21 protein-coding genes and 1 pseudogene are annotated in these 21,789 nt (G+C 48.6%); 20 read left to right on the top strand and 2 right to left on the bottom strand.

What is annotated here, in order from left to right; genetic code table 11:
* The first annotated feature begins 104 nt into the window (after positions 1 to 104).
* The 18 genes and pseudogenes from OEV79_07725 to dprA all read left to right on the top strand — a co-directional run bounded on the left by OEV79_07725 (position 105) and on the right by dprA (position 15,978).
* Positions 105 to 581 (top strand): NAD(P)H-dependent oxidoreductase, encoded by a 477-nt coding sequence (locus tag OEV79_07725; protein ID MDH4211322.1) that lies wholly within the window; start codon positions 105 to 107, stop codon positions 579 to 581.
* Between the two features lie 253 nt (positions 582 to 834).
* Positions 835 to 1,875 carry an L-threonine 3-dehydrogenase gene (gene tdh / locus OEV79_07730; GenBank protein MDH4211323.1) on the top strand — a complete coding sequence of 347 codons (1,041 nt, stop codon included), beginning with the start codon at positions 835 to 837 and terminating at the stop codon, positions 1,873 to 1,875.
* A 12-nt stretch (positions 1,876 to 1,887) separates the two neighbouring features.
* A complete protein-coding gene (locus OEV79_07735; GenBank protein ID MDH4211324.1) occupies positions 1,888 to 2,253 on the top strand; it encodes a 4'-phosphopantetheinyl transferase superfamily protein in 366 nt (121 codons plus the stop codon).
* 17 nt (positions 2,254 to 2,270) lie between these two features.
* Positions 2,271 to 3,971 carry an acetate--CoA ligase gene (gene acsA, locus OEV79_07740; GenBank protein ID MDH4211325.1) on the top strand — a complete coding sequence of 567 codons (1,701 nt, stop codon included), beginning with the start codon at positions 2,271 to 2,273 and terminating at the stop codon, positions 3,969 to 3,971.
* 18 nt (positions 3,972 to 3,989) lie between these two features.
* Positions 3,990 to 4,244, top strand: coding sequence for an acyl carrier protein (locus tag OEV79_07745; protein ID MDH4211326.1), 255 nt, complete (start codon positions 3,990 to 3,992; stop codon positions 4,242 to 4,244).
* A 10-nt stretch (positions 4,245 to 4,254) separates the two neighbouring features.
* A complete protein-coding gene (kbl, locus tag OEV79_07750) occupies positions 4,255 to 5,502 on the top strand; it encodes a glycine C-acetyltransferase (protein ID MDH4211327.1) in 1,248 nt (415 codons plus the stop codon).
* A 136-nt stretch (positions 5,503 to 5,638) separates the two neighbouring features.
* On the top strand, positions 5,639 to 6,769 hold the full coding sequence (locus OEV79_07755; GenBank protein ID MDH4211328.1) for an FAD-binding oxidoreductase: 1,131 nt from the start codon (positions 5,639 to 5,641) through the stop codon (positions 6,767 to 6,769).
* Positions 6,766 to 7,874: pseudogene (gene tgt, locus OEV79_07760) on the top strand (tRNA guanosine(34) transglycosylase Tgt). Before OEV79_07755 ends, tgt begins: the two are co-directional and overlap by 4 nt.
* 156 nt (positions 7,875 to 8,030) lie before the next feature.
* Positions 8,031 to 9,071 carry a pilus assembly protein PilM gene (locus OEV79_07765; protein MDH4211329.1) on the top strand — a complete coding sequence of 347 codons (1,041 nt, stop codon included), beginning with the start codon at positions 8,031 to 8,033 and terminating at the stop codon, positions 9,069 to 9,071.
* Positions 9,071 to 9,670 (top strand): PilN domain-containing protein, encoded by a 600-nt coding sequence (locus tag OEV79_07770; GenBank protein MDH4211330.1) that lies wholly within the window; start codon positions 9,071 to 9,073, stop codon positions 9,668 to 9,670. The genes OEV79_07765 and OEV79_07770 overlap by 1 nt, the downstream gene beginning before the upstream one ends.
* A gap of 2 nt (positions 9,671 to 9,672) precedes the next feature.
* Positions 9,673 to 10,245, top strand: coding sequence for a type 4a pilus biogenesis protein PilO (locus tag OEV79_07775; GenBank protein ID MDH4211331.1), 573 nt, complete (start codon positions 9,673 to 9,675; stop codon positions 10,243 to 10,245).
* Positions 10,223 to 10,627 carry a pilus assembly protein PilP gene (locus OEV79_07780; protein MDH4211332.1) on the top strand — a complete coding sequence of 135 codons (405 nt, stop codon included), beginning with the start codon at positions 10,223 to 10,225 and terminating at the stop codon, positions 10,625 to 10,627. The genes OEV79_07775 and OEV79_07780 overlap by 23 nt, the downstream gene beginning before the upstream one ends.
* Before the next feature lie 3 nt (positions 10,628 to 10,630).
* The gene (locus tag OEV79_07785) at positions 10,631 to 12,232 is read left to right on the top strand and encodes an AMIN domain-containing protein (GenBank protein MDH4211333.1); all 1,602 of its coding nucleotides are present in this window, start codon (positions 10,631 to 10,633) and stop codon (positions 12,230 to 12,232) included.
* 44 nt (positions 12,233 to 12,276) lie between these two features.
* Entirely contained in the window at positions 12,277 to 12,813 is a 537-nt protein-coding gene (gene rsmD, locus OEV79_07790) for a 16S rRNA (guanine(966)-N(2))-methyltransferase RsmD (protein ID MDH4211334.1), read from the top strand.
* 6 nt (positions 12,814 to 12,819) lie between these two features.
* A complete protein-coding gene (gene coaD / locus OEV79_07795; protein MDH4211335.1) occupies positions 12,820 to 13,299 on the top strand; it encodes a pantetheine-phosphate adenylyltransferase in 480 nt (159 codons plus the stop codon).
* A gap of 139 nt (positions 13,300 to 13,438) precedes the next feature.
* Positions 13,439 to 14,389: a GTPase ObgE gene (gene obgE / locus OEV79_07800; GenBank protein ID MDH4211336.1), complete on the top strand. Its 951-nt coding sequence runs from the start codon at positions 13,439 to 13,441 to the stop codon at positions 14,387 to 14,389.
* Complete coding sequence (locus OEV79_07805; protein MDH4211337.1) at positions 14,379 to 14,915, top strand: HEAT repeat domain-containing protein; 537 nt, start codon at positions 14,379 to 14,381, stop codon at positions 14,913 to 14,915. Before obgE ends, OEV79_07805 begins: the two co-directional genes overlap by 11 nt.
* The gene (gene dprA, locus OEV79_07810) at positions 14,896 to 15,978 is read left to right on the top strand and encodes a DNA-processing protein DprA (GenBank protein ID MDH4211338.1); all 1,083 of its coding nucleotides are present in this window, start codon (positions 14,896 to 14,898) and stop codon (positions 15,976 to 15,978) included. Before OEV79_07805 ends, dprA begins: the two co-directional genes overlap by 20 nt.
* 50 nt (positions 15,979 to 16,028) lie before the next feature.
* On the opposite strand, the gene OEV79_07815 is transcribed toward dprA, so the two are convergent.
* Both OEV79_07815 and metK read right to left on the bottom strand, forming a co-directional pair.
* The gene (locus OEV79_07815; GenBank protein ID MDH4211339.1) at positions 16,029 to 17,270 is read right to left on the bottom strand and encodes an adenosylhomocysteinase; all 1,242 of its coding nucleotides are present in this window, start codon (positions 17,268 to 17,270) and stop codon (positions 16,029 to 16,031) included.
* 8 nt (positions 17,271 to 17,278) lie between these two features.
* Positions 17,279 to 18,424 (bottom strand): methionine adenosyltransferase, encoded by a 1,146-nt coding sequence (metK, locus tag OEV79_07820; protein MDH4211340.1) that lies wholly within the window; start codon positions 18,422 to 18,424, stop codon positions 17,279 to 17,281.
* Between the two features lie 311 nt (positions 18,425 to 18,735).
* On the opposite strand from metK, the gene OEV79_07825 reads away from it, so the two are divergent.
* A complete protein-coding gene (locus tag OEV79_07825) occupies positions 18,736 to 21,258 on the top strand; it encodes a TonB-dependent receptor (protein MDH4211341.1) in 2,523 nt (840 codons plus the stop codon).
* Between the two features lie 61 nt (positions 21,259 to 21,319).
* A partial coding sequence (locus OEV79_07830; protein MDH4211342.1) for a carboxypeptidase-like regulatory domain-containing protein occupies positions 21,320 to 21,789 on the top strand: 470 nt, incomplete at its 3' end.

The raw sequence follows: 21,789 nt of genomic DNA on the forward strand, positions 1-21,789 counted from the left end.
GAAGGCTACAATAGGCACACAATGGCGCATCAGATAAGCCATCATCGCCCCCTGGAGCCTTCTATCTATGAGCCCTTTTTCAACCTTTTCATTAAGGAGGTTTTATGAAAATTCTGGTTGGTTATTATTCACGCAGCGGCAACACAAAAAAGATGGCCGAGGCGATCGCCAGAGGTATCGCGGACGAAGGCATGGCATGCGACGTGAAACAGATCTCCGATATCAGCGTTGACGAACTGCTGCACTATGAAGGGCTCATCTTTGGCTCGCCGACCTACTACGGTCAGATGGCAGCCGAGTTGAAAAAGCTGTTTGATGACAGCGTAAAACACCACGGCAAACTGACCGGCAAAGTCGGTGGTGCTTTCACTTCGAGCGGCATGATGGGCGGTGGCGGAGAGACTACGATTTTCAGCATCTTCGAAGCCTTGCTCATCCACGGCATGATCATTGCCGGTGATGCTAAAATACAGCACTACGGACCGCTTGCTGTTGGCGCACCGGACAAAGAAGCCGACAAGACTTGCACGAAATACGGCAAAAAGATCGCCGTGCTGACTAAGAAACTCTTCGGCAACTAAATCGCTGACTCAGCAAACTTGATGCTGTTCCCGGTGTGTAACAGTATCTTTCCATTTATCAGCAGTTTGACGAAAACCTCTCCTGAGAGAGGCTATAAGCGGAATACAATTCCGCATTTTACTTTATTTCAATTTCGGTAATAGGGTTTCGATATTGTTTCGTGCTTCGTATTTCGGATTTCGTGCTTATCTTTTGTCGTGTCCGTCTGCTTGACGTTGTGCAATTTCTGGATATAATAGGCCGGGAGTCTAAATGCCAAAAATGAAGGCCGTAGTAAAGATAAAACGCGCACCGGGTGCCGAAATCATCGACATAGACGTACCGACACCCGGCCCTGATGATGTTCTGGTAAAGGTCCTGGCAACTTCGATATGCGGGACTGATCTGCATATCTATGAGTGGAACGAGTGGGCGCAGGGCCGGATCAAGAACATACCTCAAGTCATGGGGCATGAACTTTGCGGCGAAATCGTGCAGACAGGCAAGAACGTAAAGAATTTGAAGAAAGGCGATAACATATCAGCGGAGACCCATATTGCCTGCGGGCACTGCTATCTGTGCCATACCGGCAACGCCCATATCTGCGTCAACGGCCGCATATTCGGGGTCGACATTAACGGTGTATTCGCGGAATACGCGGTAGTACCCGCACCGAATGCGTGGATCCTGGACAATCGTATTCACAAAGACTTCGCGTCGGTAATGGAGCCGCTCGGCAATGCGGTGCATACGGTACTGGCCGGCGAGATCACCGGCAATACTGTTCTCATCACCGGATGCGGCCCGATCGGACTCATGAGCATCGCGGTGTCACGGGTTTGCGGCGCCACAAAGATAATCGCAACAGAAATAAATGACTTCCGCATCGGCCTCGCCCAAAAAGTCGGCGCCGATGTCGTACTCAACCCCAGGAAAGACAAAGTCGTTTCGAGAGTTCTCGAAGAAACGGATGGACTCGGCGTTGATGTCGTTTTAGAAATGTCCGGTAATCCAACGGCAATCATCGACGCATTCGGAGCTTTGAGACCTGGTGGGCGCTACTCGATCCTCGGTATACCCGACAAACCAATGGAAATAGATGTCGGCAAACACATTGTATTCAAGTATGCTACAGTGCAGGGCATTAACGGCCGGCTGATGTTCTCCACCTGGCACAAGACAGCAAGATTCTTAAGTTCTGGCCGGCTCGATCTCCAACCCATCATAACTCATCGATTGCGCCTCGATGAATATGAGAAAGGAATGGAATTGATGAGGCAGGGTAATTGCGGCAAGATACTGCTATATCCATAGTCTGGCACCAATATGATTAAGGGTTTGGGCATTGATATTTCGGCGATCGAACGATTCAATATTCTTGAAAACAGGGCAGAATTCCAAAAGGATGTCTTCACGCCTGATGAACTTAATATCGTCCGAAGCACAGTAGATAATGATAGTACGTTCGCTCTTCTTTTTTCAATAAAGGAAGCGTTTCTAAAAGCCCTCCGCTGCGGACTCCATTTTGGATATTTCTGGCGGAACATTGATATCAGTCCTCGCCTGGAGGTCAAAACCTCTGGTCGGGTAAAAAATATTGTCAAAGGGAAATCTGTCAGGCAATTCCACATTTCCGCGGCAAAAACGAAAAGATATGCGGTGGGCATTATTGTATTGGAATCCGACGATTAATTGCAGGAGGTGCCTTAATGAGTAACATCGGTTCCTACGACGAACGATATTCAAAATTTGACTGGAAGATATCAATTGACGAACTTGAGTATGGCAAGAATGGTATGTATAATATCGGTTACTACTGCAGCGATCGTATCGTGGAAAAAGGATTTGGTGACAGAATCGCCTTGATATGGCAGGGGTTCAAAGGCGATGTCAAAGAATTCACCTACAATGATATCCGAGTCTACAGTAACGTTATTGCAAAATTCCTGAAGGACAATGGTGTCAAGAGCGGAGACCGTGTCTGTATTTTCATGGATCGCATTCCCGAACTATACATAACCTTCGTCGGTATTCTCAAAATGGGCGGAATAATCCAACCGCTTTTCTCGGCTTTCGGCGAAGAAGCGCTTTTTACTCGGCTTGATGATGCAAAGACCAAGGCGATCATCACCACCAGGAAGCATGCCGGCAAGGTGCGGAGAATCAGGGAAAGGCTTCCGGCGCTCGAGAAAGTGATCGTCGTCGATGCCGAAGGGCAAAATCTGAAGCCGGGCGAAATCGCCTTCAACATGGAAACATCAAAACCCGTGGACAGTTTCGAGAGCGAAAAAGTAGGTCCGGAAGCACCGTCGGTCCTCCATTACACCTCGGGCACGACTGGAAAACCAAAAGGTGCGTTGCACGTGCACTCTTCGATCATTGCCCAGTATCTGACTGCAAAATGGGTCCTCGATATCACAACCGATGATATCTACTGGTGCACCGCAGACCCCGGTTGGGTCACCGGCACAAGCTACGGCATAATCGGCCCTTGGGCGTGCGGCGTAACCCAGACCGTGCTTGATTCAGGATTCAGCACGGAGAAATGGTACCAGTTCATTGAAAAGCACAAAATCACCGTGTGGTATACAGCTCCTACCGCCATACGCCTTCTGATGAAAGACGGCACGAACCTCGTTCAAAAGTACGATATCAGCTGTCTCAGGCATCTCATCAGCGTCGGCGAACCCCTCAATGCTGAGGGTGTCATCTGGTCGGAAAAGGCGTTCGGCAAACCCTTCCATGATTCCTACTGGCAGACCGAAACCGGCTCTATCGTCATCACCAATTACCCGGGAATGAAGGTCAAACCGGGATCCATGGGCAAACCCTTCCCGGGAATCACTGCTACGGTTCTTGACCAAAAAACATTCGAACCGATCAAGACGCCCGGCAAGGTTGGACTCATCGCACTCAAACCAGGCTGGCCCTCAATGTTCCGGGCTTACTGGGAAAATAAGGAAATGTATGAGAGCAAATTCAAGAACGGCTGGTACATTTGCGGCGACCGCTCGAGCATCGATGGTGATGGTTACTTCTGGTTCGTAGGACGTGATGATGATGTAATAAATACGGGCGGGCACCTCGTTGGGCCTTTCGAGATCGAATCGGCGCTTCTCGAACATGAAGCTGTCGCCGAATCAGCCGCAGTCGGAAAACCGGATGCGGTCAACATGGAAGTGGTAAAGGCATTTGTCGCGCTTAAACCGGGATACGAGGCGAATGCCGATCTGGAACTCAGCATCATGAATTTTATTCGCAAGAAATTGTCTCCCCTGGCAATGCCACAAGAGATCGAATTTGTCGAATCTCTGCCTAAAACGCGAAGCGGCAAGATCATGCGCCGCTTGCTCCGGGCAAAGGAATGGGGACAAGAAATCGGTGACGTATCAACGTTGGAGAATGACTGAACAAAATAAGGAGGTCCCATGACCGAAGACATTAAGAATTTGATAATAGAGTATGTTAAGAAAGAATATCTGGAAGAAGATGCGGAAGAAGAAGTCAATGAGAACACGCCACTAATATCGAGCGGTATTGTCGATTCGTTCTCAATGGTTTCACTTAAAACATTCCTTGAGAAAAAATTCAATATTAAAATCCCGGACGAAAAAGCAACCCCCGAAGCCTTCGACACCGTGAACAACATAATGAATTTACTCAAGGAATTCAACGTTACATAGGAGGTTAGTGATGGCCTACAGCGAAAAGGCAAGAGGTTACTACGCGACCGAATTGACCGGCATAAAAGAAGCAGGCACCTTCAAAGAGGAAAGATTCATTGAATCGCCTCAGGCCGCAAACATCAAAGTGGAATTTCCCGCCGGCTCGCCACCAAAAGAAGTCCTTAACTTCTGTGCAAACAACTACCTTGGATTATCGAGTCATCCTGAAGTGGTGACCGCAGCACATGATGGTCTCAAAGAACGGGGTTACGGTATGTCGTCGGTGCGTTTCATCTGCGGCACTCAGGATATTCACCGAGAGCTGGAAGAGAAATTGACAAAATTCCTGGGCACCGAAGACACTATCCTATTTCCGTCATGCATGGATGCCAATGCCGGTGTGTTCGATGTCGTACTGGATAAAGAAGACGCCATGATCGCTGACCGTCTCGTTCATGCCTCGATCGTCGACGGGATGAGGCTCTGCAAGGCGCAATTGTTCAATTACAAACATTCTAACATGGAACACCTCGAGGAGAAATTGAAGGAAACCCAGGACTGTCGCTTCAGGATGGTGATCACTGATGGTGTCTTCTCAATGGACGGCGATATTGCCAAACTGGATGAGATATGCGACCTTGCCGAGAAATACGACGCTATGGTTCTCGTCGATGATTCCCATGCTAGTGGATTCATGGGTAAAACCGGGCGCGGCACTCACGAACACTGCGGCGTACTCGGACGCATCGACATCATCACGACCACCCTGGGCAAGGCACTGGGTGGTGCGTCAGGCGGATGTGTGAGCGGACGCAAAGAGATAGTGGACCTCTGCCGACAGCGTGCTCGCCCTTATCTCTTTTCGAATACGGTACCGCCGGTCATTGTCGCCGCTGCCAGTAAGGTACTCGACATCATCAGTAAGACGACGGACCGACGCGATAAGCTCGAGGAAAACACGGTATTCTTCAGAGAAAAAATGACTGCCGCGGGTTTTGATATTAAAGAAGGCGTACATCCCATAGTACCGATCATGCTGTACAATGCAAAACTCGCTCAGGACATCGCAAGCGATATGTATAATGAAGGCATCTACGTCATCGGCTTCTCGTTTCCGGTCGTGCCCAAGGGCCAGTCACGCATAAGAGTACAGATCTCCGCCGGTCATGACCGGGAGCATATTGAGCGTGCGATCGCAGCATTCACAAAGATCGGCGAGAAATACAAGATACTGGGCAAAAAGAAGAACGAGATCATCGAGATGTACGGGCTCTAGCAAATGCTAATCTCTAAATACGAAACTCTACACAAATTCGAATTTCAAATTTCCAAAATTCGAAACAGGTTTTGGTCATTTCCGTTTGGTACTTTGAGATTGTCTAGAATTTCGTGCTTCGAATTTAGGATTCTTCATGAATAATACGTCAGATGTTATCGTGATCGGCGGTGGTATCATTGGCTGCGCCACTGGCTACTACTTAGCAAAGAAAGGGCTGAAAGTCAACCTGCTTGAAAGAGAGTACCTGACCTCAGGTTCTACCGGCCGCTGCATCGGAGGGATCAGACAGCAATTCTCAACTCCCCTCAGCATCAAAGTCGCGATGGAATCGATGAAAAAATTCACCGCGATGAATGATGACCTGAAGCAGGATGTTGAATTCCATCAAGGTGGATATCTATTTCTTGCGCACAGCGAAGAAAAAAAGCAAACATACATGAAGCTCATTGAAATCCAGAGGAATATGGGACTCGATGTCAGCTTCATTGGCGTTCCGGAGATCGAAAAGCTGGTACCGGGTATCGATGCAACAGATCTTTTGGGTGGTGCATACTGTTCAAGCGATGCACAGGCCAATCCATTTCTGATCATTGATGGCTACGCAAGAAAGATAAAGGAAAAAGGTAATGTCTTCACGCACAAGGAAGTCACGCAAATAAATACCCAAAATGGAAAAGTCGTTTCGGTCAGCACGCGTGACAATGAGGATTACAATGCGCCGATCGTGGTCAATGCTGCCGGTCCTTCTGCCCGGGACATCGCCGGAATGGCCAACATCGACATACCAATCTATCCAGAACGCCATGAAGCAATGATCACCGAGCAGATGGAAAGATTCTTCGACATGATGATTGTCGATTACCGGCCGGACGGATGCTACTTCAATCAGAAATGGCCACATGGAAGCATCATTGGATGCTACACGCCGGTACCGAACGTCCCCGGATATGACCTGGGCACCTCTTTTGAATTCGCCAGGGAAATGGGACGCCGGATGGCTCGCCTCATACCCAGATTGAATGACATAAAGATCATACGGCATTGGTCGGGCAGTTATGAAATCACTCCGGACGGTAATCCGATTCTTGATAAATCCGACATAGACGGTTTCTGGATCGTGGGCGGGATGTGTGGCCATGGATTCATGCTGGGCCCCGAAATCGCCTGGCTTGCTGCCGAGTACATCACCGAAGGCAAACCGCCTTATGACATCTCTGAATTTGCCTTGCATCGTGATTTCACAGGTAAAGAGGTGATGAAGTGAGAAGCTTTAAGGTCATCAAGAAGGACAAAACGACCCGGGCACGTTACGGGACACTGAAAACACCACACTTTGAGGTTCAGACGCCTAATTTCATGCCGGTCGCCACGCAGGCAACGGTGAAGACACAATCCCCGGCAGATCTAAAAAAGATCGGCGTTCAAATAATCATCTGTAATACTTACCATCTGATGTTACGACCTTCCTCTGGTGTGATCAAGGATCTTGGCGGACTGCATCGCTTCATGAACTGGGACCGGGCAATAATCACTGATTCCGGAGGTTTTCAAGCCTATTCCCTCACTGACCTGAAGAAGATCACCGACGATGGCATCGAGTTTTCCTCACACCTTGATGGTTCAAGGCATTTCCTGAGCCCGGAGAGCGCGGTTCATATCCAGGAAGAGCTAAGACCCGATGTCGCCATGTGTCTCGACGTCTTCAGCGCCTACCCAATGGAGTTCCTCCAAGCCAGGATCGCAGTAGAACGCACGGTAAACTGGGCGAAACGCAGCCTCCAGGTAAAAAAAAAGTACCATTATTCGGCATAATTCAGGGCGCAACCTATGAAAACCTGCGCCATGAATGCGCGCAGCGTATTGTTGAACTGAACTTCCCGGGATACGGTATCGGCGGCCTCATGATCGGCGAGCCCGCGATCCTGACAAATGAAATGGTGCTCACGGTGAATCAGGTCATCCCCGAGAAAAAACTCCGTTATCTCATGGGTTGCGGCTATCCAGAGGACATAATTGAAGCTGTCGGATTGGGGGTGGATCTTTTCGACTGTGTGCTTCCGACGCGGAACGGCCGAACCGGAATGGCCTTCACCTCACACGGTAAATTAATCATAAAGGCCAGCCGCTACTCGACCGACAAGTCACCGCTTGATAAGAATTGCGGCTGCTATACTTGCCGCAATTTCTCGCGTGCCTACCTCCGTCATCTTTTTAACACCGGCGAGGCCCTGGCCGGCAGGTTGGTTAGCTATCATAACATCTACTTTTACACGGAATTGATGTCAAAAATCAGAAATCACATAAAAGAAGGGACATTTCAGGGTTTCTCGAGAAGAATGCTACGCAAATATGATTTCCGAAACTCGTAGACCGACAAACATTATTGATTGACTCGACTTATTCTGCACCATCTGTAGCACCAGAACCATGTAGATACGTGTTTGTACAATAATTTCTGAACATTGCTCTTGACACAAAATGAATTATATATATAATTACACAATTAAATGTGAAAAGGAGCTAACATGTTCGGGAGAAAGAAAAAAGTACTTGGTCTTGATATTGGGTCAAGCCAAACAAAAATAGTTGAGCTTAGCGCAGGTAAGAGTAAGAAGTTATTGAATTTTGGGATATCCAAGGTCTTGCCTGACGCTATAGTTGAAGGTGAAATAATCGATCGGGAGGCAGTTTTAGACTCCGTCAGAACATTAATTGAAACGAAGGGCTTCTCCACAAAAGACGTTGTCCTGGGTATCGCCGGAAGAGACGTCATAATCAAGAGAATTACCATGGACCGAATGAGTGAAGCAGACACGCGGGAACAGATCAAATGGGAGGCCGAGCAGTATGTACCCTTTGACATAAACGAAGTATCGCTTGATTTCGATGTTGTGAACCCAAACTTCGGAGATAATCAACAGGAAGTCATCCTTGTCGCCGCGAAAAACGAGCTCATCAACAACCTTACGTCTCTGTTGAAAGACCTTAATCTAACGCCGATCATCATCGACACCACCGCTTTTGCCATTCAGCATGTCTATGAGCATAGCTATGAAGTAGTCACCGACGAGATAATCTGCCTCATCCACCTCGGCGCGGGAATGACCGTGATCAATGTCATAAAAGGCGGCTCGAGTCTCTCGGCGCGTGATGTCTACTACGGCGTGAATGCATACATAAGCAAGCTCCAGAAGGAAGTTGGATTCAATTATGAAGATGCTGCGAATGCAGCCAAGGGTACTGTCCCGCCGGGCGTGTCTCAGGATTCAATCCAGGGAGTCTTCGAATCTTTTGTGAGTGACCTTGGCACCCACATCGAGAGAAGTCTGCAATTTCTCTCGACGGTTACCGGAGAGGAAAAGGTAAGCCGTATGTACATCTCGGGCGGAGGTTCTTTAATACCGACCCTTACTGATTATCTGAAGAGGCGCTTCGGAATACCGATCGAGACACTCAATCCCTTCAAGAACATCATTTATGACCCAAATATTTTTGTACCTATGGGCGCGGATGCAGCTGGGCCGATCCTGGCTCAAGCTGTTGGTCTAGCATTAAGGGGGGAATAATGATCAAAATTAATCTGGCCCCAATTACAAAGAAAGGCCGTGCTCCTAAAGCAAGGGCACCGAGAGCTCCACGTCCAGGAATAAAGATACCACCCATTCAGACCGCGATCGTGTACATCGCAGGCATAGTGATCGTCGCACTCATCGTTATCGTTCTGCTTGTAAGCCAAAACATACAAATGCGTAACTTCAACTCCAATATCAATCAACTGAATGCCAAACTCGACGAATTGAAGATATACAAAGCAGCGGTCGACAGCCTCGAGACGCGAGAAAGGGAACTTGCGGCGCTTATCGCACCGATAAAACAACTTAACAGAAACAGGTTTTTCATCGCGCACATCCTTGATGAAATCTCGGAACGTGTACCGGATTTCACCTGGATCACAATGCTCAACGCGGATTCTACTAACCTGGACATAAAAGGGATCGCTGCCTCAAATCTGCTTGTTGCCGATTTTATGAACCGACTTGAAGAATCACCTTACATATATAACGTTGACCTGTCCGTTCTCGAGAAGAAGGTAATCGAAAAACAAGAAATGATGGAATTCACCTTGACGGCAAACGTCGGTTTTGACTCGGTGGTCAGGAGGTAAGAATGAAACCTAGAGAACGAAAAACGCAACAAATGGTGATCTTTCTAATCATCCTCGTGGTGATACTCATTCTATTCTTCCGATTCCCCTACAAGACGAACAGTGACAAGGTGGATGTGCTGAAATCGAGACGCGACTCACTGCAGATTGAAGTCCAGAAGGCAGAAGCGGCAAAGATCCGGTTGCCCGAGCTTCAGGAAAAAATCGCACGGCTTGAGGTTGAATGGGAGCGAGCAAAAGAGATGTTACCAAAAGAAAAGGAAATACCTTCGCTCATACAACAGATATCAAATTCCGGAGCGAAGGCCGGTGTGAGTTTTCTTCTATTCAAACCGAGCACCGTGGTTCAGAAAATAAACTATTCCGAAATCCCGGTTCAGATCAGGGTCACTTGTGGCTACCATCAGCTGGGTAAATTCCTATCCAATGTCGGTAACCTCGCAAGAATCGTAAATGTTCCATCGATAAAAATAACGGCGGGCAAAGATCGTGCCGTCGAAGCAGAGTTGAGAACACAGACTTATACTGTGGCAAAGGGAAAGGGGGTGCAAAGTGGTGTCCCAAGTCGTCGGTAGCCTTCTATTTGTGATGTTGATCAATCAAACGCCAACAACACCACCAGCAGATACGTTATTCCCTGTTGAGAAGTGGCAATATAACGTTAAAGGGAGACGTGATCCATTTGTGCCTCTAGTAGGCACTGACTTATCCCCAGGCGGTAAGGCAAGTCACCTGAGCGTTGAGAATCTTACCCTCATTGGAATTCTGTGGGGCGAACGCGGGTATTATGCTCTGGTAAAAGATGGTGTGAATCAAGGATATATTCTCAAGAGAGGTGACCGTGTTGTCGGCGGAAAAGTCTCGGAGATTGTTCGTGATGGAGTGATATTCGAGCTGACACAAGCTGGGGTTGTAACCAAATATGAACTGAGACTTCAAGAAAAGGAAAGGAGGTAAAAAATGAGGAACGCAGTTGTCCTCGCTTTATTAATTTCCCTGGCCAGTGGTGCCGTAATTAGCGATATAGTCATAACCCCAGAAGATGTTAATACCAAGATTATTATTAGGTCTGATGCACCATTTGTTGCCAATTCCTTTGCCCTAAAGGATCCATCGAGGATAGTGATCGATTGCTCAGGAGCATCGAGCCCGCTAGTCGGTAACAAATTCGCAGTGAACCGAGGCGGTATCAAACAAATGTCCGTCACCGGCTTCACCGAACAGCCAGATCTGGTTCGCGTGGTCACGACCCTGGATCAAGATTATTCCTTCCTGACATCCACTGAAGGTGATGACTTCGTACTCACACTGCTCTCGGGTGCAATGAACCCATTTACGGATTGGCACGCAGGTGTAGCTTCTCCTGCCCCGGCAATGCCAGGTGAAGAGGCCCAGCCTCCTATCCTGCCAACACCCAAGCCAACCGCTACGGTAACCGGGCGTCCGATATCATGCGATTTCGAAGATGCGGATATTCTGACCATACTGCGCGCTTTGTCTGAATACGCTGGTGTGAATATCGTTGCCGGTAAGGATGTTTCCGGTACGGTAACCGTCAGGCTACATAACGTTCCGTGGCGTAAGGCGCTCGAAATCATCCTTCGTGCATCAGGCTACGCTTACCGTGAAGATCCTGGCGTCATCCGTGTTGACACCGCCGAAAATCTCGACAAGCAGGACTATGATCTTCCGGTCAGCGCAAAAATCTACAAGCTGGAATTTGCCGACCCGACCAGAATGCTCGACAAGATCACGGCTATGCTTTCCCCGAAAGGCAAGGCGAATGTCGACACACGTACGAATTCCATCGTGGTAACCGAGGTTGCTCCAATACATGATCGTATCACGCAGCTTGTAAAACTGTTAGATACGCCAACGCCGCAGGTCGAGATCATGGTGAGAGTCGTAGACATGGATGCAACTATAACAAGGTCGTTAGGAATAGATTGGACGCTACGAGGACTTGAGAGCAGAATTCTACGGGCTGACGTGCAAGCCAACCCCCAACCACAGGTGGCGGGTTTTGGAATCTTCAACATCGGTACGGTTCCGTCATTCGCACAGGTCTCCGCAACGATCAACATGCTCGAGGAAACCGGTAGGGCTCAAACCGTATCGGCTCCCCGTGTTTCCGCTATCGACAACGAAGCCGCATCGATCCTCGGTGGTCAGCGATTCGGTATCCCGACGCTTGATATCTCGGGCAACACTGTGATCCAGTTCTATGAAGTCGGTACGAAGCTCGAAGTGGTGCCGCACATAAATTCTCTGGAAGAAATCACCATGGATATCCATGCAGAGGTCAGTGAACTCGACCGTGCTTCGGCACTTGCCGGACGGCCGATAATCACAACTTCTGAAGCCGAATCCAAGGTCCTCGTTGCGGACGGTAACACAGTCGTAATCGGTGGTTTCATAAGACGAAGAGAAACAAAGCAAATACGCGGTATTCCGATACTGAAAAGCATACCCATACTAGGAGCATTGTTCAGAGAAACGACCTCGGCAGTTGAAGACCGCGAACTGCTTATCTTCATTACGCCGACGATCATCAGGGGCTGATCTAAAAGATAATTATTGTTTTAGAAAACAATTATTAATCTTTGATGCGCATTGTAGGAGGGGCGTGTAAGAGACGCTCATTAAAGGTACCCAAAAAAGGCGTAAGACCAACCAAGGGTATTGTTCGTGGTGCGATATTCAATATTCTCGGCGAACTGAATATGAATGCTGAAGTTCTCGATGTTTTTGCCGGCAGCGGTGCGCTGGGCATTGAGGCGATCTCGCGTGGAGCAAGGCATTGTGTTTTCGTGGAAAAACACCCACGCCACCTGCGGACGAATGTCAGTAATCTTCTATCCAGAAGCCAAGCACGAATTATCGCTGAAGATTTTCGCCGGGCTTTACGCAGACTCAAGAACCTACAATTCGGTGTGATTTTCGCCGATCCTCCTTACAACAGGAACTACGTGCAGCTCACGTTAGAAGAAATCGCTGGTTACGACCTACTGGCGCGCGGCGGAATGATCGTCATCGAACATTCACCATTAGAGGAATTTACCATACCTGATACTCTGGAAATGGTCAAAGAGAAAAAATATGGCGATACTGCTGTATCATTCATTATTCACAGAAAACACTGAAATCATATGAATAAAGCGATATACGCAGGGACCTTTGATCCGATCACCTACGGTCATATCGACGTGATATCTCGGGCAACCAAGCTCTTTGAGCATGTCGTGGTCGGAGTGAGCGCTGGCCCGAAGACCACACTCTTTACGCACCGGGAAAGAACGCAACTGGTCCGCGAGGTATTCAAGGATGCAAGCAAGATCGAGGTCGTCGGATTCTCATCACTGCTGGTTGAATTCGCAAGGGGTATCGGAGCACAAGCTATCATACGCGGCATGCGCGCCGTTTCCGATTTCGACTACGAGTTACAGCTAACACTCATGAATCGGAATTTGGCACCAAAGATCGAGACCATTTTTTTGATGCCATCGGAGAAGTACATCTTTGTCAGCTCATCCCTGGCCAAGGAAATCGCTGGACTGAAGGGCGACATTTCAACACTAGTTCCTCCATTGGTGGCAAAGGCTTTGCAGAAGAAAATTTTCAAAAAGTAGCCTCTTCACGTCGTACCGTAGGATTTCTATACCATGCATTCTTTTGCAGTATAGAGTACACTTTCATTTCCGCATAAAAATCATTGTATGATCATGGGGCGCCGTTGACTTCACGACCATATTCGTTATACTTGATGGCATGAAATTCATCGATGAAGCAACTATTTTTGTTGCGTCAGGAGCGGGTGGCAATGGCTGTGTATCATTCCGCCGAGAAAAATATGTGCCCAGGGGTGGCCCTGATGGCGGCAATGGTGGCGACGGAGGCTCGGTATTTCTGATCGGCAATAAGAAACTCGCAACGTTGTATGACCTCAAGCTACGACCGCACTACCGCGCCGGCCGGGGGCAACATGGCAAAGGGAAAAACATGCACGGTAGAACAGGCGATGATATCTGTATTCAGGTACCGCTTGGCGTCGCGGTATTTGACGACGGCAAGCTGATCGGCGAAATAGTAGAAGCAGGTCAGAGACTCGTCGTCGCCCGTGGTGGTGGTGGAGGCCGTGGCAATGCGCACTTTGTCACATCCACTAACAGAGCGCCAAGGAAATCACAGGAAGGACACCCCGGGGATAAGAAGGTATTGAAGATCGTGCTCAAGATCATTTCCGACATTGGCATTGTCGGCCTGCCAAATGCCGGCAAGTCAACACTCTTGAAAGCCATGACCAATGCAAGACCAAAGATCGATAACTATCCGTTCACGACGCTCAATCCAAACCTGGGCGTCTTGCGAGACAACATGAAAAATATCGTTATCGCCGATATGCCGGGAATAATTGAAGGCGCGCATCAAGGCAAGGGAATCGGGCTGCAATTCCTGAGACATATCGAAAGAACGCATTTGTTGATCCTGGTGGTTGACGCATCAGGAACAAACCCGATCGACCAATATCAATCACTGCTGAATGAATTCAAACAGTATGATCCGCAATTGCTGCATAAACCACGCATCGTGGTTTTCAACAAGATCGACCTGCTTGACCGCATACCCGTTGTACGACTGAAGGAGAACATATTCTTCGTCTCTGCACTGAAAGGAACGGGCGTTAACCGCCTCATTGATTACCTTAGAAATGAGAATTAAACTGAAACAGGACAAGGACTCCGTCCTCAACATATTAAAATCTAACGATATAGAAAAAAAACTTAAATTGCTCGACCGGATCGACGGCGTTGATTCAAGAGAAGGTATAAAGATCCTGATGAAAATGCTGGAAGACCAGTCCTGGTCCATGCGCGAACGAGCAGCTCGTAAACTTGTATCATACGGCTCGAGAGTTTCATCACGCCTGCAGCGCCTTCTTAAAAAAGGCTACTGGTATACCCGCGCATCTGCATGCCTCGCGCTCGGTGAGATCGGTGATCTGCGCACGCTGGAACCCGTCATCAGGGTATTTCTCGATGACGAAAATCCCACAGTGATAAAAGAAGCAAGTGGCGCGCTGGCGAAGTTCGCTCGCAAGAAACCGGGTAAATTCACGGAAAAGCTTTTGATTATCGAGCTCCAACCCAGTGAGTTACGAACCGTTCTTTTCACGCTGGAACGAACTGACATTGAATTGTACGGTGAGATCAAAGAACGGATCATGGATGAAAGACGAGACATTTGAGCTACTTCATCTTCTCTCGATAGACGCGCTGAAGGTAAAGGATCTGCATGAGCTGATCGATAATTTTGGTTCATGTAGAGAAGTCGTTTGCGCATCCAGAGAAGATTTGCTCGGTATTGTCGGAGAAAAGGCCGCGGCAGCGATTAAGTCATTCGCCATTTCTGACACGCTGCTCAGAAAGAAGCGCAAACTGGCGGAGATGACCGTCAATATCACACCGTACTATGCTCCGGAATATCCCGAATGGCTGACTCTGATCGATCGCTTCCCTCCGATACTTTTCATACGGGGCAACATTGTTCCCGGGGACGAACTTTCCATAGCCGTGATCGGCACGAGAGGGGCAACCGTATACGGCAAGGAAATCGCCCGTAAGTTTGCCGCCGAATTCGCTCTTGCCGGAGTAACCGTGGTCAGCGGTATGGCGCGTGGTATCGATACCGAAGCCCACCGCGGTGCCCTGCAGAACAAAGGGCGTACAATAGCTGTTTTGGGATGTGGTGTTGACACATGCTACCCGCCAGAAAACAAGACGTTAATGACCGAGATAGTCGCATCTGGAGCGGTCATTTCCGAATTCGACATTGGAACGCCGCCCCTCGCGCACAACTTTCCAAGACGCAACCGGATCGTCTCTGGTCTGGCAAAAGCCGTGGTCGCGATAGAGGCAAAGGAAAAATCGGGTGTCATGAATACGGTAAAATGGGCACTCGAACAGAATAAGGAAGTCTTTGCGGTTCCCGGTAACATATTCGCAAAGACCTCACGCGGTACGAACCGTTTGATAAAAGAAGGAGCAACACCAGCAACATCACCGGATGAGGTATTGGAATATCTCGGCGTAAAAAAAACGGAACGGGAAATGGCAACGCAAAATATCTCTCTTGATCAAGACGAGAATATTATATGGGAAGCTCTCTCCTGTGAGCCAATTTTTCTCGATGCACTCGCTGAAAAGCTCGACCAGCCTACAAGCAGCATTTTGAATATTCTGCTGAAACTCGAGATCAAGGGTTATGTAAAACAACTGCCGGGCATGTCATTCGTCAGGAAGTTTGAATAGACTGCCTCAACACACATTTTCAATATAGTCACATCAAAATACAAAAAAATCTACGTTCCCATTTTCCATGATGACAAATACCGGCGCTGTTCAGGTGTAAGCCTGTCAATCTTTATGCCCATCGATTTCAACTTAATACTTGCTATTTCCTGGTCTATTTTAACGGGCAGGCAATATACCCGCTGATCAAGGTCCGGCCGGTTCAAGATATACTCAACCGCAAATGCCTGATTTGCGAAAGACATATCCATCACCATGGCGGGATGACCCTCTGCCGCCGCGAGATTGACCAACCTTCCTTCGGCGAGCAAATATATTCTTCTGCCATTTTTCAATGTATATTCTTCGCACGAGTTCCTTATTGTCCGCTTGCGCGCAGCAATCTTTTTCAGCGCTTGCTTGTCTATTTCCACATCGAAGTGTCCGGAATTCGCGACAATCGCACCGTCTTTCATTCCCAACATGTGCTCTTTTCTGATCACATTGATGTCCCCGGTTACAGTAATAAAGATATCGCCTGACCTGGCAGCCTCGGACATAGGCAGAACCGTGTAACCATCCATACGAGCTTCGAGGGCCTTCACCGCATCCACTTCGGTCACGATGACCTGGGCGCCCATACCCTTGGCACGCAGCGCAAGACCGCGGCCGCACCAACCATAACCAGCAACCACGAAGTTACTGCCGCTGATTAGAATATTCGTCGCGCGCAGGATACCGTCGATCGTCGACTGGCCGGTGCCATAACGATTGTCAAATAAGTGCTTGGTGAGTGAATCATTGACGGCGATGATTGGAAATTGAAGAACATTGTCTCTTTCCATCTGTTTCAGACGTACCACGCCGGTTGTGGTCTCCTCGGTACCACCGAGTATTCCGCGCTGTTTCTTTTTGTGGACCGTTGAAATGAGATCAGCGCCGTCATCGATCAGTACTTCGGGTTTTCGTGCAAGTACCTTGTTCATGTTCGAATAATACTCTTTACGGGAGTCACCTCGACAAGCATAGACACTTATGTTTTCCTTTACCAGTGCAGCCGCAACGTCGTCCTGTGTAGATAAAGGATTAGAAGCACACAACGCCACCTCGGCACCGCCATCCCTTAGCGTCCTCATTAGATTTGCCGTCTCGCTGGTCACGTGCAGGCAGCAACCGATGCGCCGGTTCCTGAGTGCCCTGGATTTTTTCATTCTCGCGCGTATCAACCCCAGTACCGGCATCTTGGCATCCGCCCAGTCGATCCGTTTCTGACCTTCCGGAGCCAGATTCTCATCACTGATATTATGACTCACCATTCTTCTCATTGTCCACCCACCTCACGTTTTATCGCTTCAGCCATGTCACATAATTCCCAGTTAAAACCTTCTTCCTCACGACCGAAATGCCCGTAGCAGGCGGTTCGGCGGTATATCGGCCGCCGCAGATTGAGTTTGTCGATCATGCCCTGCGGTGTAAAATCGAATAGTTTGCGGATGATGGTTATGATCACTGCCTCGTCAACCGAGGATGTTCCGAACGTGTTCACCGATATTGAAGTCGGTTCAGCCACACCAATGGCATACGACATCGAAACCTCGACTTTCCTGCAAATTCCCGAAGCAACGATATTCTTTGCGACATATCGAGCCATGTAGGCAGCAGAGCGATCAACCTTGGTCGGATCTTTCCCGGAAAAACAACCGCCCCCATGGTGACCGATACCGCCGTACGTATCGACCATTATCTTCCGTCCGGTCACTCCCGTATCACCCTGTGGACCACCCACTACAAAACGCCCGGTTGGATTTATCATTATTTTTGTCTTATCATCTATGAGTTCTCCGGGAATGACATCTCCGATCACTAACTTCTTTATGTCCGTGTGCAGTTTTTCGTTACTGACGTCGGGGTGGTGCTGAGCCGACAGGATTATCGTGTCGATCCTGAATGGCTTGTCGTTCTTGTATTGGACCGTAACCTGTGACTTACCATCCGGTTGCAAGTAAGCGACCACGTTCGTCTTTCTTATCTCGGTAAGCCTTCGTACGAGGTCGTGCGCAGTTGCAATGGGCATGGGCATGAGCTGCGGTGTTTCATCGGTCGCATACCCATACATCATACCCTGATCACCTGCGCCGCCGATATTTACGCCCATGGCGATATCGCTCGACTGCTCCTGGATCGCCGATATGACCGCGCACGTGTTTGCGTCAATGCCCATATCAGAATCTGTATATCCTATTTCGTAGAGAAGCGCGCGTACAATATCTGGTATGTCCACATAACAGTTTGTTGAAATCTCACCGGCGACAAAGATCATGCCCCGGGTCGCCAGAGTCTCACACGCAACACGGCCAAATGGGTCTTTCTCCAGAATCGCATCTAGGATCGCGTCTGAAACCTGGTCACAGATCTTGTCTGGATGTCCTTCAGTAACTGATTCAGAGGTAATAAAGTAATTTTCCATTTTACTCCTTTTCTCGAATTATAGACAAATCGTCCATAAAATCAAGGTTCTGTCCGCAGCCGACAATCAAAGAACCAGGCGCCCCAGGATGCACATCGATAGATATACGTGCAATTCAGCCGTGCAGGTCAAATCAACCAATGCATTGACAAATAACCGTTTTCGGTTAACTTCATCAATCGTACATTAGAACGCCTTTCGTTGATGTACCGTGGATACACTCAAATCTGTGAGAAAGGATGTGAGAAGCTTTTGACACTGTCCAATATCATATTCTGGACAAATGTTCGATTAAACTAAGGGGGAGATAAATGATCTACTTATGTGTTGGCGTGGTCTTTCTTACCAGTATCGGAGGTAAGATACAAGGCACGGTGACCGATGGGATGAGCGGTGAACCAATACAAAGTGCAAATGTTTTGGTTCTCGAAACAGAAATCGGCGCGGCCACCGATGCCAGTGGTGATTTCTTCATTCTCAATGTCGCGCCGGGCAGATATGTCGTTGAAGTTTCATGCCTTGGCTACGGTACTAAACGCATCGAAAACGTTATCGTGCAACATGATGAAACCGCAAGGCTGAGCGTAGTCCTCGAGCCAACGACGATCGAAATCTCGCCCGTAACCGTAACGAGTGAACGGCCGGCAGTATCAAAAGAAATGGTCGGTACCACATATCTTGTCCGGAAAGAAGATATTTCTTCGCTTCCGGTCGATTACACTGTCGACCTGATCGCTTTTCAAGCTTCCGTCGCCCGCCGGGATACAGCATTGCACGTCCGAGGTGGACGTGCCACCGAAGTTCAGTACATGATCGATAATGTTTCCATCATTGACCCACAAACAGGAGACGTGGCGATAAATCTCACAAAGGGTATTATTGATGAGGTCATCTTCCTGCCTGGAGGATTCAATGCCGAATACGGACGCGCCATGTCTGGTATCATCAACATGATCACCTCGCACCCGGCTGATTACTTCAGCTCGCGAGTCAGGGGCAAGACCGAACGCATCATGTCAGATAAAGAGGATTTCGGCTACGAGAATGTGCAGACATCCCTCCATCTGCCACTGAACCGCCGGCTGAAGGGCTACTTCGCGCTCGACATCATGCACACCGATGATTGGGACCCCCGCCTGGAAATTCTTCCCCACAAGAACCGCGATGACTATTCTCTGTACGGCAAGTGGCTGTACGACGCGTCAGCAAAACTGAAACTGGCTTTAAGTGGCGCCATGTCGCGCAGCCAGTTCGACCGGTATGAAACCCTGTGGAAATTCCATCTCGACCACTACCGTTCTGACCTGGAAAAAGGCAATCTCCAAACCCTGAATTTGAGTTACCTTCCCGATACCCGAAAATTCTTTCAACTGACACTCAGCCATCTCCATTTTCATAAAACTTATGGGGTCCGAGAAGACTTAGATTATGGTACTTTCGAAGACTTCGTATTCCAGCCATACAGTTCGCTGGAGTGGCTGAGATCAAGCATGGATAACCCGTACGGTGCCTACGTCTGGAAACCATACTGCGCAGGTGATTATCCTGAATTCGGTGACAAGACTTCGAATGTCATAAAGACAACACTCAACACCGATCTGCAGGTCCACCGATACCATCAGATGAAAGCAGGATGCGAATATGTCCTGCAGGATTTCAGCAGCCTTACTTATTTCATAAGCGACAGCTCAAGCCAGCTTCTGGATGAATATGATTATCAGCCAACTGAGTATTCATTGTACGTCCAGGATAATATCGATTTCAAGGGCGTTTATGCTAAGCTGGGCTGCCGCTATGACTACTTCTCCAGCGATATCGAAGGCGTCGAGCCGAAGCATTACATATCCCCGCGAATCGGGTTGTCTTTCGAGGTAACTGAAAAGTTCATCTTTCGCGCGAATCTCGGTCAATATGCACAACCGCCTTTGTACGATTACATGTACAGCTACTACAGCCTCCTGCCACTGCCTTCTTATCTCTTCGGATACGTTCCGATCATCGGCAATCCTGAACTGACACCAGAGAAAACGGTAAGCTACGAACTCGGTCTCCAGGGTGAGATCAGCACGAATCTAAGCACCACGGTCAACGCTTTCTACAAAGATGTCACCGACCTCATCGGCACACGGCAAGTGCGTTTGCTCCCGTTACATCATGAGTATTTTCAGTATGTGAATATCGAATACGCCAACATCAAAGGCATTGAAACAATTCTCGAGGTGAATCAAGGACCCTTTACAGGCAAGGTTTCCTATACCCTTTCATGGGCAAAAGGAACAAGCTCCTACGCTGCGGAATTCGGTGATACCATCTATGAAAGGCCAGCCAGTGATTATTATCTCGATTTTGATCAAAGGCACCGATTGTTTGTCCAGGGAACATTTCGCCTTCCTATGACGTCGCAGCTCCATGTGTTTGGTTACTTCGGTAACGGGTTTCCCTATACACCTCCTGACCCCGAAGGAAAATATGAAGAAAAGAATTACGAAAGGCTCCCAATTCAGAGGCAGATAGATTGTTTGTTGTCCAAGACCTTCACGCTTGCGGGCGCGGCGTTGAGTCTTGATCTTGAGATCATCAATCTCCTGAATCACCAGTATGAAATCACACCCCACTACCCGCAAATAAGAGAACCCCATCTATCCGACTTCGATGATTACATCACATTCCACAGCGATTACTACAACCCGGCAGCCGATGCGAATCACGACGGTATGATTTCACCATACGAGGATTACTGGTCCTACGTGGCGATAAGGGAAGCCACAGATGATATTATCTACGCCACCAGCGCGCCGAGAAGGGTGAGGATTGGCGTTTCGGTAAATTATTGATGAGTAGTGATGTAGTTTTTTGAAAACTGATTGGTCGTGCATGTAGTGCGGGAGGTTTGAGATGAATTGTTTATTTATGGCGATCGTCCTTTTCAGCAGTGTTACCGGCAAGATCCAGGGCAGGGTAGTTGACGACAAAACCAATGAGCCAATCGCATATGCCAACGTCACCGTGCTCGACACCGAACTGGGCGCGGCAACCGATGACGGCGGCTATTTCTTCATCCTCAACGTGCCCACCGGTAGATACACCGTAGAAGTATCCTTCATCGGCTACCAGACAAAGAATATTGCGAACCTGATCGTCGAGTATGATAAAACCGTCCGCCTCGAGGTCAGCCTGGCGCCTTCGGCCATAGAGCTTTCACCGGTCACCGTGACCAGTGAAAGGCCGGCCGTCTCAAAAGACATGGTCGGCACCACTTATCTCATTCGCAAGACCGAACTCCCTTATTTGCCGGTCGATTATACGATCGAGCTGGTTGCATTCCAGGCGGCGGTTGCCCGAACCGACACGGCGCTTCATGTGCG

The organism is candidate division WOR-3 bacterium (assembly GCA_029858255.1).
Taxonomy (GTDB): domain Bacteria; phylum Hydrothermota; class Tepidihabitantia; order SM23-42; family SM23-42; genus SM23-42.